Raw genomic sequence first — 10,864 nt, 5'->3', positions numbered from 1 at the left:
TTCTTCTGGCTCTTTTTATAAGCAACTTTTATATTGTATACTTTATGATAAATATGTTCTGAATCAAACCATTCTGGCTTGATATAATACCGAAGGCCAATATATCCAATAAACAAACTGACCAACGCAAAAAAGATGTGTTTATCATTAATTTTTAACTTCTTCATCGTCACCTCCTGAAAAATCATGTGATAATAATAGAACTCCATTCCATTAAACCATAAACACTTGCTTTTTTCAAAATCTATCCTAAGTTTTGAATTGAAACAAACTTGAATCTCTATTCTTTTTCGTTAAAGGCAATGATTCAGTTGCACGTGAGGTTTCATAATAACGATAGCTATTCTGCATCACCTATGATAAAATAGAGTTTAACTTGCTATCCTTATGGCGCTGTTTTTACAGATGCCTTTTAGAATATCACACTATCATTGGAGGATGTATGAGTAAAAAAATTAAGAAAAGACTGATATGGATTTCCTCGATTCTGATTCCGATTTTGCTTCTTATTTACTTTTTAAGTCCATCTATCAGCGTTGAAAACGTTGGTAATGGGGTATTTGAAAATGAACAAAATACTTCAAATTTTCAAAAATCGAACAAGATGTATTTTGTAGCTGTTTCAGAAAAAAATCTTGAGGATTACTCTACTGAAAAATAAGCCTTGTGGATGAAAAGAATCAAGAAATCACCATTCAGAAGAAAGAATGGTCTTCAGAAGGCAAAAACGTCTTATGGTTCTATGGTAAGCCCCATTCCAACTATAAGCTGGTTTATCTCATTCAAAAGAAAGATGAAACTGATAAAACCGTTCTTCAAAAGACCTTTACGACTTCTGAAAAACCGTCCAATTTAGAAGATGTAAACCAAATTGTTGAAAAGAAACTAAAGGATGAATTCAACAAGAAAATAAAAGAGAGTACTCTTTATAAGACTAAGGCAATGAGTAAATCTATAAACCTATACTACACCCCTAGTCAAAAAGAATTGGAATCCATTCAACGGGCTTACACGGAAACTTTTATCACTGATTTATCTGGTTATAAAGTACATATGGATACAGCCACTTCCAAAGGTTATTCATTCACGATCACGTCTAAATGGTCTGAGCCTGACATAAATGATCTCAATCGAAGAATCGATGAGCGGGAAAACCAATTAAAACAAGAAGTTGGTCACGACTATCCCCAATTGTACAAACGGATCATTGACGAACTACCGGATTTAATCCGACAAACACCTAAAACTACCACTATAAAGGAAAACAAAAGCATCTTTAAAGTTGGAAGAATCGATCCAAAAGCCATCGCCAAAAGTTATAATTTTTCTGAACTCAATCTTCTTGACGATGACTTCGGAGATCCTATCTTAAAAATCCTTCTGTAAAAACAAGTCCAAATGAAAATCATTTGGACTTGTTTTTATTGGGATTTAAAACTTCACTAATCTATTCATCGTTATTCAATTCGGTATGTGTTCTAAATCAAACCACTCAGACTTTAGGGAATAAACAAACTGACTAAACAATTTCTTCTTCATCTCCTAAATATGGACTCTAGTAACAAGATTGAAACCTCTTGTTTCTTACTTATGTTCCTTTTCATACCTTGCTAGATCATTAATATCTTTGAACTCCCTTAGTTTACCGAGGACTTCTTGCACGTATTCCTCTTTATTTTTCTCTGTATAGGTTTTTGTGGCTGTCCGCACTTTCATCTGATCATTTTGATCAGGTTTTATCAGCTGCGTTCGAGTGACGGTTGTTTTAAATTCAGAACCTGTGAGATCTATTTTCAGAGGGAGATTTGATAGAGAATCTGAATAGAACCATTTATAATAGTGAAATTGATATGGGTAGGTGCTAGTCAACTCTTTAGGGATGGAATCAACTCCCCTGTCCCAGTAGCCCTTCCAACTATGATGGTAATCATCATAAAAAGATTGCATGTCTGTTTGACTCACATTCTTTTTAGTTTTTACAAACACAGGCTAATCTGTTTTCTCTGGCAAATAACCATATTCATAGTAGGTTTGTAACTTTCCTGTTTTTGGATTCTTTAGGTCAAAACGCGTAACAGCTTCTGTTTCAGGAGCTTGATAGAGGGTGTCCCCGACATACATCATTCCACTAAAATAAGCAAAGGAATAATTTCGATTATACTCTGTACTGAATTTCGGGAATCTAGGGAGCATTTTCACCTCAAATTTATCATTGCGATCTAAATCGCGACTAAATGTTGGACCTAAATGAAAGGCCTTTTGGAGCGGGATTCTGATTTTTGAGCCATCTTCTAACAAGGCATGTAAAATGACGTCTCCACCGTCATAAGGACCAATATCAGACCGAAGATCTTCCGACCAAGTCAATCCATCAGAAACAGCAGCCTTATCGTCGTATATAAACTCAAGATTAATTTCTTTCACTTTTGCTTTTTTGGGCTTGATCTTCTCTGATTTGTAGTTGTAAACTCTAATATACTGATCATTCCTATCAAATAAACCAGGATCAACAGATGTTTTCAAATAGTGATAAAGTCCAAAAAAGGATAGTCCTATAACTACCAAAATGAGTGGTAATATTTTTTTAAACTTCTTCATCTTCACCTCCTAGGAAAATTGAATACATTATAACATAAGGAAGAAACCCGAACAATCTAATCTATTGACCTGATATAAATATGATCCATAAAAATGTTGAAGTGTTTCACTCTAGAATTGAAATAAACTAAACTCCAGCTTGTATTATTCTACTATGATTTTTGGTTTTTTTCTGTCAAGAATTTCATGCGTGTATTCAGTTTGATCAGTGTATGTTTTCGATTTTGATATAACTTTTTCACCCTCGCTACGCTGATCTTCATTTGGTAAAATATAGGTATCTGTAATCGTTGTTTTAAATGTATGTCCCGTAGGGCTAATTCCAACCGGCTGATTGCTTAATCGATCGGAATAAAATAAACGATAATAACGATACTCTTGTGAAATAGATAAATTAGCATGTCTAAAATCGAAATCTCTATCCCAATAATTCTTTTGACTAGATTGGTTATAAGCATTAAAAAATTCTGGCTTTTCATTAAATAACTGTGCTTTATTTTGTAAAAAGAATACTGGTCGAAAATAATTAAATTTAGGTTCTGAACCATATTGATAGTAAGTTTGGAGCTTACCATTATTTGGATTTTTCACCTGAAATTGAATCACTGTTTGTTTCTCTGGAATTTGAAATAAGGTATCTCCCTGATAGAGCATTAGAACAGATTCTAAAGAATGATATTGAACAACATCAATCGGTTCTACTAACGGGAAACGAAACGATAATTTTTTATATAATTCATCATCCAAATTTTTCCAATTAAATGCCGGACCAATTGAATCTGTTCGTAAGGGAATATCCGCCTTACTGTTATCAGTAAAAGTCACATGTAATATTGGGTCTTTACGATATCTATCTATATCTGTTCGTATGGTCTCTTTCCATTCTCCATCTGTAGGCCTTTGCTCTTCTCTATCATGGATAATTTCGATGTTAATATCTTTGATAATCTTTTTCTGTGGTTTTATTTTACTAACTTTGTATTGATAGACCTTATGATAAGTATACTCTGAATCAAACCAATCTGGCTTGATATAATACCGAAGACCGATGTAGCCAATAAACAGACTCACTAAAGCAAGAAATACATATTTCCTCTTCAACTTCAACTTTTTCATACAGCCCTCCTTAAGAAAATTTATTTCATTATATCATAATCAACTACATTCTTATAGCTCTAGTCCAAAGGGAGACGTAAAAACACCTGAAACAAGTGGATTTCCACTTCTCTCAGGTGTTCTTTTATTGTCTTAATTGTGAAAAGACTTCCCCAATTTTTCCTTCGATAACTAGGTCTGCTTGCTTGTCTTGTGGGATACTGGTTTTATTGATGACAACCAGCTTCTTCCCTCGGAAATACTGGATCAAGCTAGCTGCTGGGTAGACCACAAGAGAGGTTCCACCGATAATCAGGAGATCAGCCTCTTGGATGGCTTGGGCTGCTTGACTAAAGACCTCCATATCGAGAGGTTCCTCGTAGAGTGTCACATCAGGCTTGACCACCTTGCCACAGTCCAGACAGTGTGGAACCGGTCCTTCCAAAGCTAAAAAAGCTTCCAAATCATAAAAACGCTGGCAACCCGTACAGTAATTGCGGTCGGCGCTACCATGGAGCTTCAAGACTTTTTTAGAACCAGCCATTTCATGGAGACTATCGATATTTTGTGTCACCACTGCCTTGAGCTTACCAGTCTCTTCAAGCCACGCGAGATAGCGATGGGCAGCATTGGGCTTGGCACCTGGGTAGAGTAGGTATTTCTTATAGAAGTCGAAAAAATCCTCTGGATAACGCTCAAACATGGTATGGGAGACCAATTGCTCAGCTGTCAAATACCGCCCTACCTGAACGCTATAGACACCGTCTGAGCTTCGAAAATCCGGAATATTTGACTCCGTGGAAACTCCTGCCCCTCCGAAAAACACGATCCGCTGACTCTGATCAATCATCTCCTGTAGTTGAGCAATCTTATCCATCTACTTCTCCTTTAGTAGCTCTTCCATGACAGCATTGGCCTGATCAAAATAAAAGTTAGCTTGATCATAATGGATGCCTGTGTAGCTTGCAAGGTCAATCAAATTCTTCATAAAATCCTGAGAAGAGAAACCCGTCGTCCGATGGAGCTCTTCTTCATCAAAGGGCTTGATCAAGTGGGCCAGGGGGTTGCGAACTGATTTTTCTAACTCCCGCAATTGTTGGGCCGCAACTTTGACGCTATCTGGCAAATCCAACTGCACAATCAACTCCGTCAAACTGGATGAATTGACCACACTTTCGCTGTGGAATTGCTGCAGGATAGGGTTGTCGGACGCATGCAGGCTCTCAAACTTCCAACGGTCATAACTCGATTCTTTGGAGTTATGAATATAGTTGGTAATATCAGGAATTTTCAACTGAATCAATCGCATAAAGATCCGATAGATGGCTGGGCTGACGGCACGAACAAAGTCAATAATCTGCTCATTTCGCAACTTCGCCTCTAAGTCATAGAGGTAGTTAGCCAACTGCTCATCTTCTGGATCTTCATGCCAAAAAAGCTGAAAACCAGTCGCCTCTAGCAACTCGGTTCTCAACTTTTGATTCATGACGGGTTGGATATTAAGCTCTCGACGCTCCGCCATTAACTGCAGTAAGCTCACCAACAAATCCGGTACTTCTTCCTGCTGCTTGATAGAGCGCAGAGCCCGGCTGTAGTGATAATTTTGGAGATCGTAGAGCCATTCATCATGAAAGAATTTTGTCATTAGTCTGCAATCAAGGTCTCAAGACCAACTTTCATCATGTCTGTGAAAGTATTTTGACGTTCTTCAGCGGTTGTGTCCTCATCAGGATTGACCAAACTGTCTGAAATAGTCATGATAGCAAGGGCATCCACATGGTGTTGAGCAGCAAGATAGTAAAGGGCTGCCGCTTCCATTTCTACAGCTTTGACACCCCATTTACCAAGCTCGATGTTCTTTTCACCATAGTTTGAATAGAAGACATCTGATGACAAGACATTGCCGACATGAGTCGTCATGCCAAGGTCTTTGGCAATGTGGTAAGCCTTGTCTAAAAGATCAAAGCTAGCGATTTGTGGGAAATCGTATTGAGGCCAGTCGTTGCGGATGATGTTTGAGTTGGTTGTGGCAGCTTGTGCCAAGACCAATTCACGAACATGCACATCCTCGTTCAAAGAACCAGCCGTTCCCACACGGATCAATTTCTTCACGCCGTAGTCGACAATCAATTCACGCGCATAGATAGAGATCGATGGCATCCCCATCCCAGTACCCATGACAGATACACGGTGACCTTTATAAGTCCCTGTATAACCAAACATGTTACGGACTTCGTTGAAGCAGACAGCGTCTTCAAGGAAATTCTCAGCAATAAATTTCGCACGAAGAGGATCTCCAGGAAGGAGAATTTTATCAGCAATTTCACCTTGCTTAGCAGCAATATGGATAGACATAATTAAGATATAAAGGGCGACAGAGAACAAAGTAAAAATAGGAAACTGACGACGTATCGCAGATGCTAGACAGTTTATCTTTTTTACACAGTTCTCCGCCCGTATTCAGTTCAGCGAATACGGTTAACCCATCCTTTCTTTTTTTATTGAGTAATTAGAAAAGCTTTCCGCTCGTGTTCAAATCAGAACACATGCTCTTCCTTTCATTTTTATATTTATTTTGTTAATGAGTCCAAAAACGCAAAGAGTTTGGCATTCATTTCTCGATAATCGTAAGCACGAAAGGCTTCGGGTTTTTGAACAAAGGTCAGGTTTTGACTTTGTTCTTCCAAAACATCTTCACCGTCCGCTGCAATCAAGAGATCAACTGCTTCCGAATCAAATTCCAAGTGAGCTTGGAAGGCATAATGTTTCGGACTAAAGCGAATCATCTGACGTGGACACCCTTGACTAGTAGCAAGAACAACAGCATCTTTTGTCAATCCTGGCATATCACCATGCCAGTGGCCAGTTTCAAGAGTTTTTCCAAACTCACCGACATGTGGATCTGTGAGTCCTTCAGGCGTCAAGGTCACTGGATAAACCCCAATCTCACGTTCCGGACTGTGCTCATACTTCGCTCCATAGGCAACAGACAGGAGCTGGGCACCCAGACAGACCCCAACAATATAACGATCTGCCTTCATGGCCTTTTGAATCAGTTCAATCTCTGCCTGAGGATCGTAGTATGGAAAAGCTTCTCGATCTTCATCTGGCGATTGAGGTCCTCCCATGACGATCAAAAAGTCAATCTCATCCACTGACTCTGGTAAGGTTTCATTCTCATAGACTTTAGTCGTGGTCACTTGATGGCCACGCTCCTGTGCCCATTTTAGATAAGCGCCCGGCACTTCAAAGGTTTCATGCAGTACAAAATGTACCTTCATCATTTCTTCTCCCATTTCTTTTGAATCACGTAAGACAAACCAGCCGCAAGTGCAAGCGGGATTGTCAAACTCCAAGTTTGGCCTGTAAATCCAAGGCTCAGGGCAATAGCTGTCAAAGGAGCTTCTAGGGTCGTCCCTAAAAAGACTGTCGCTCCTAGTAACATCCCTATAGCTGGATCCAGATGAATCCCAAGGACTGTCAAAAGCAAGGTCACTAGATAGCCAGAGCCAATCCCAAGGGCAAATGATGGTGTCAAGGTACCCCCATAAGCACCATTGCGCAAGAGGAGGTAAACCATAAGCCCCTTCACTGCAAGAGTCAGTGGAAGATAAGGAATCGGCTGACTAGACAAGAGGGCTTGCGCTAGTACCTGGCCATTTCCCATAAAGATAGGGAAAAAGGCTACTAGGCTCCCCAGCACTAGAAAGGCTAGAGGAAGAGCCCAAAGGACCGTCCCGTCCTTCCGCCGTTTGTGACTAGCCCGCTTGGCGAGGAAAGCAAAGACCAGAGCCAAGGGAGTGACCAAGAAAGCAATCACAATAGCCTGTAAGAAGCTGCTAGCCGACCATGAGACTGCGGACAGGTGATAAATGGCCTCCTGACCAACGATGGGCTGAGCGACCCAGGTGGCCAGATAAGTACTGGTCAAAACCAGTAGAAGATTCTGCCAACTGTAGGCGAGTCCTAAGGTCTCAAAGACAAACAAGCTGCTGGCAAAGGGGACCTGATAGACCGCAGCTAAACCAGCTCCAGCACCACAGGCGATCAAGACTTTCCGCTCTTTGAGAGCTAGAGAGAATCCCTTCGACAACCGACCAGCTAGAAGAGCCCCGACCTCACGTGGGGCTCCTTCTTTTCCGACCGATGCACCTGCTCCGACAATTGCCACCTGCATTCCTGCATGAAGGAGATAGGCTAAGGGCGCTGGCTCCCTGTCTCCAGCTAAGTCAATTTGCTGGCGAATAGACAGGATCTGATAACGCTTTTGCAGGACATACCAGAAGCCAGCTGCTAAGCACCCAGTCACACACAAGACCAGAAATCTACGGAGACCTCCAGCTTCTTGAAATTGCTGGAGCAAATCCGAACTAGCTTGGCCAAAGGCCAGCTCTTGCACCCCTTCTAGTAGATAATGACAGGCAATTCCGACCAGACCCGTCCCTATCCCTAATGATAAGGTGGCTAGAAGAAACCTCAGTCCGTAGGGCAGCCTTTGGAGTCGTACTTTCATTGGATTAGAGTTCAGCAAGAATCGCTTTTAGCAATCCTTTGAAGTCGCCTTTGACGCGCTCTGTCACTTCTACTACTTCTTCGTGGTTGAGCTCTTCTTGGAAACCAGCCGCAAAGTTGGTAATACATGAAATACCAAGAACCTTCAAGCCAGAATGCGCTGCAACGATGACTTCAGGAACGGTTGACATACCGACAGCATCTGCACCAAGCGTCTTGTAAGCACGGATTTCAGCTGGAGTTTCGTATGTTGGGCCAGTTACACCGATATAAACACCATCATCCAATTTGATACCCAATTTGTCTGCTACTTTATGAGCAGTCTCACGATATTCTGGAGTGTAGGCTTTTGACATATCTGGGAAACGTGGACCAAAGTCATCCAAGTTTTCACCGATCAATGGATTTTGACCAGTCATATTGATGTGGTCTGTGATGGCCATCAAAGTACCAGGACCAAAGCCGATACCACCGGCAGCATTGGTAACAAGAACCCCTTCACAGCCCAAAACTTTCATGACACGAACTGGGAAAGTCACCACTTCTAGTGGGTTTCCTTCGTAGAAATGGAAACGTCCTTGAAGGGCCAAAACCTTGCGTCCAGCAAGCTCACCGTAGACTAATTTACCGGCATGGCCGACAACCGTTGAACGACCCCAGTTTGGAATTTCAGAGTAGTCTACTACGACTGGATTTTCGATTTCTTCAGCCAGTTCTCCAAGACCTGATCCAAGGATCAAGCCAAACTCAGGTGCTTCCATTCCTTTGCCTTTCAAAAAAGCAGCTGTTTCATTGATTTTTGCTAATAATGTCATTGCATATTTCCTTTATGATTTCCTTAAAAATTGGCCAATTTTGTCAAATGTATTGGCATTGCGAATGGTCAACAGACGGTAATCCGGCATCTTGAGGACTTGTCTGTGGTAAGCTGTCTTTGTATAGGTCTCTTCTGAGTATTTGCCCCAGTAGATCCCTAGATTCCCACGATGGATGATTTCATCACCGAGTGAAAAAGAGGAGACCAGCTCCCAGACAGCATCCTGATCAAGGCCTTCTGTGTAAAAAAGAACATCCTTGCGGGCCAGATCCTCCTGCCACCAGGCTGGTAGAGCAGCGAGATCTTGCGCATAGTCCTCAGCTGAAAAGAGAGAAAAAGACTGGATAAAGGGATAGTGATCACGAAAGAAATGTCCCAGCAAATCTACCAATTCTTCTTTAGAAGCAGCAGATTCAAAGAAGATATTGCCACTATTGATGTAGGTCTCTACCTCATCCAGCCCGATCGTTTGAAGCTCCTCTCGAAGCTCTGCCATCACGACCTTATTCTTCCCGCCAACATTGATCCCTCTTACGAGGAGAGCGAAGCGTGCCATCTTAGTTTAGTTTGTCTAAGAAGCTTTCACCGATCATGGCTTTTTCAACACCAAAGTTCTCAGCAATTGTCGCAGAGATATCAGAGAAATGTCCGACTGGAATCACACCATTGCCCTTGAAGGATGGGCTATAAGCCAAGAATGGGATGTATTCACGTGTATGGTCTGTACCAGCGTAGGTTGGGTCATTTCCGTGGTCTGCCGTGATCATCAAGAGATCATCTTCACGCATGGCTGCAATGATTTCTGGCAAGCGTTCATCAAATTCGTGCAAGCAATCGCGGTAGCCGTGAGCATTGCGACGGTGGCCGTAAAGAGCATCAAAGTCTACCAAGTTGGTAAATGAGAACCCTTCTTGGAACTCAGGAAGTCCCATGGTCTTAATTAAGGTATCCATACCGTGGCTATTTGATTTGTTGTGGCCCATATCGTGGTTGATACCAGCTCCGTTGAAGATATCGTTGATCTTACCAACTGCATAGGTATCGATACCCGCTTCGTTCAACTTATCCAAAACAGTTGGCGCAAATGGTGAAACAGCTAAGTCACGACGGTTAGCTGTACGTGTGAAGTTTCCAGGTTCCCCAACATAAGGACGAGCAATGATACGGCCTAGAAGAGCTGGACGTTCCAAGGTGATCGAACGAGCGTATTCACAGATACGGTAGAGTTCATCCAAAGGAATGATGTCTTCGTGGGCTGCGATTTGAAGGACAGGGTCTGCTGATGTATAAATGATCAACTCACCAGTTTCCATTTGACGTGGTCCAAAGTCATCAATCACCGCTGTACCAGAATAAGGTTTGTTAGCTTCACGGATGACCTTACGTCCTGAGAATTCTTCAATTTTAGTCAAAATTTCCTCAGGGAAACCATTCCAGAAGGTATCAAACGGTTCTGTAATGTTGAGCCCCATGATTTCCCAGTGACCAGTCATGGTGTCTTTCCCAAGAGAGACTTCTTGCAATTTTGTCGCATAGCCAGTTGGGTTGCTTTCAGCTGGCACAGTCTTCAATGGTACTTCACGAGGGATATTTCCAAGACCGATTTTTGCCATGTTTGGTACATTCAAACCGACAGTTTTAGAGATGTGACCCAATGTATCAGATGCTCCATCTGGAACTCCTGCATTGACAAAGTTATTGGCATCTGGTGCAGCACCGATCCCAACTGAATCCAGCACAACTAAGTGCATGCGTTTAAATTTTGACATATACTGCCTCTTTCCTTTATTAAACTAGCTATATTATACCATATCCCTATAAGAAGAGAGCCGTTATTTGATC

The 10,864-nt window shown here is 41.6% G+C and carries 13 protein-coding genes; 2 read left to right on the top strand and 11 right to left on the bottom strand.

Going from position 1 to position 10,864, the window contains the following annotated elements:
• The first annotated feature begins 442 nt into the window (after nucleotides 1–442).
• The gene (locus O3629_RS09955; protein ID WP_371609136.1) at nucleotides 443–661 is read left to right on the top strand and encodes a hypothetical protein; all 219 of its coding nucleotides are present in this window, start codon (nucleotides 443–445) and stop codon (nucleotides 659–661) included.
• A 5-nt stretch (nucleotides 662–666) separates the two neighbouring features.
• The gene (locus O3629_RS09950) at nucleotides 667–1,386 is read left to right on the top strand and encodes a hypothetical protein (protein WP_371609135.1); all 720 of its coding nucleotides are present in this window, start codon (nucleotides 667–669) and stop codon (nucleotides 1,384–1,386) included.
• A gap of 198 nt (nucleotides 1,387–1,584) precedes the next feature.
• Here the strand turns inward: O3629_RS09950 and O3629_RS09945 are convergent, their stop codons facing one another.
• From O3629_RS09945 to O3629_RS09895, 11 genes are all read right to left on the bottom strand, one after another.
• Complete coding sequence (locus tag O3629_RS09945; protein ID WP_371609134.1) at nucleotides 1,585–1,986, bottom strand: hypothetical protein; 402 nt, start codon at nucleotides 1,984–1,986, stop codon at nucleotides 1,585–1,587.
• 3 nt (nucleotides 1,987–1,989) lie between these two features.
• Complete coding sequence (locus O3629_RS09940) at nucleotides 1,990–2,598, bottom strand: hypothetical protein (protein WP_371609133.1); 609 nt, start codon at nucleotides 2,596–2,598, stop codon at nucleotides 1,990–1,992.
• Nucleotides 2,599–2,742: 144 nt separating this feature from the next.
• A complete protein-coding gene (locus O3629_RS09935; protein ID WP_371609132.1) occupies nucleotides 2,743–3,714 on the bottom strand; it encodes a hypothetical protein in 972 nt (323 codons plus the stop codon).
• 124 nt (nucleotides 3,715–3,838) lie between these two features.
• Complete coding sequence (locus O3629_RS09930; RefSeq protein WP_371609131.1) at nucleotides 3,839–4,570, bottom strand: NAD-dependent protein deacylase; 732 nt, start codon at nucleotides 4,568–4,570, stop codon at nucleotides 3,839–3,841.
• The gene (locus tag O3629_RS09925; RefSeq protein ID WP_368397455.1) at nucleotides 4,571–5,338 is read right to left on the bottom strand and encodes a hypothetical protein; all 768 of its coding nucleotides are present in this window, start codon (nucleotides 5,336–5,338) and stop codon (nucleotides 4,571–4,573) included.
• Nucleotides 5,338–6,048: a purine-nucleoside phosphorylase gene (gene deoD / locus O3629_RS09920; protein ID WP_371609130.1), complete on the bottom strand. Its 711-nt coding sequence runs from the start codon at nucleotides 6,046–6,048 to the stop codon at nucleotides 5,338–5,340. The genes O3629_RS09925 and deoD overlap by 1 nt, the downstream gene beginning before the upstream one ends.
• A gap of 215 nt (nucleotides 6,049–6,263) precedes the next feature.
• Entirely contained in the window at nucleotides 6,264–6,977 is a 714-nt protein-coding gene (locus O3629_RS09915; protein ID WP_371609129.1) for a type 1 glutamine amidotransferase, read from the bottom strand.
• Entirely contained in the window at nucleotides 6,974–8,206 is a 1,233-nt protein-coding gene (locus O3629_RS09910) for a chloride channel protein (RefSeq protein ID WP_371609128.1), read from the bottom strand. Before O3629_RS09910 ends, O3629_RS09915 begins: the two co-directional genes overlap by 4 nt.
• A 4-nt stretch (nucleotides 8,207–8,210) precedes the next feature.
• A complete protein-coding gene (locus tag O3629_RS09905; RefSeq protein ID WP_003003514.1) occupies nucleotides 8,211–9,020 on the bottom strand; it encodes a purine-nucleoside phosphorylase in 810 nt (269 codons plus the stop codon).
• A gap of 12 nt (nucleotides 9,021–9,032) precedes the next feature.
• Nucleotides 9,033–9,578 (bottom strand): DUF1697 domain-containing protein, encoded by a 546-nt coding sequence (locus O3629_RS09900; protein WP_195487172.1) that lies wholly within the window; start codon nucleotides 9,576–9,578, stop codon nucleotides 9,033–9,035.
• Nucleotide 9,579: 1 nt separating this feature from the next.
• On the bottom strand, nucleotides 9,580–10,791 hold the full coding sequence (locus O3629_RS09895) for a phosphopentomutase (protein WP_003003757.1): 1,212 nt from the start codon (nucleotides 10,789–10,791) through the stop codon (nucleotides 9,580–9,582).
• Nucleotides 10,792–10,864: the final 73 nt, after the last annotated feature.

It is taken from the genome of Streptococcus sp. 27098_8_12, assembly GCF_041432115.1.
Classification (GTDB): Bacteria; Bacillota; Bacilli; order Lactobacillales; family Streptococcaceae; genus Streptococcus; species Streptococcus parasanguinis_V.
The sequence above is the reverse complement of the archived record's forward strand: the minus strand, read 5'-3'. Positions and strand labels throughout refer to the sequence as shown.

Bases quoted from the DNA above. Each gene is read 5' to 3' on its own strand.
- O3629_RS09955 (WP_371609136.1), top strand. From the start codon at position 443: ATGAGTAAAAAAATTAAGAAAAGACTGATATGGATTTCCTCGATTCTG.
- O3629_RS09940 (WP_371609133.1), bottom strand. From the start codon at position 2,598: ATGAAGAAGTTTAAAAAAATATTACCACTCATTTTGGTAGTTATAGGA.
- O3629_RS09935 (WP_371609132.1), bottom strand. From the start codon at position 3,714: ATGAAAAAGTTGAAGTTGAAGAGGAAATATGTATTTCTTGCTTTAGTG.
- O3629_RS09930 (WP_371609131.1), bottom strand. From the start codon at position 4,570: ATGGATAAGATTGCTCAACTACAGGAGATGATTGATCAGAGTCAGCGG.
- O3629_RS09925 (WP_368397455.1), bottom strand. From the start codon at position 5,338: ATGACAAAATTCTTTCATGATGAATGGCTCTACGATCTCCAAAATTAT.
- deoD (WP_371609130.1), bottom strand. From the start codon at position 6,048: ATGTCTATCCATATTGCTGCTAAGCAAGGTGAAATTGCTGATAAAATT.
- O3629_RS09915 (WP_371609129.1), bottom strand. From the start codon at position 6,977: ATGATGAAGGTACATTTTGTACTGCATGAAACCTTTGAAGTGCCGGGC.
- O3629_RS09910 (WP_371609128.1), bottom strand. From the start codon at position 8,206: ATGAAAGTACGACTCCAAAGGCTGCCCTACGGACTGAGGTTTCTTCTA.
- O3629_RS09905 (WP_003003514.1), bottom strand. From the start codon at position 9,020: ATGACATTATTAGCAAAAATCAATGAAACAGCTGCTTTTTTGAAAGGC.
- O3629_RS09900 (WP_195487172.1), bottom strand. From the start codon at position 9,578: ATGGCACGCTTCGCTCTCCTCGTAAGAGGGATCAATGTTGGCGGGAAG.
- O3629_RS09895 (WP_003003757.1), bottom strand. From the start codon at position 10,791: ATGTCAAAATTTAAACGCATGCACTTAGTTGTGCTGGATTCAGTTGGG.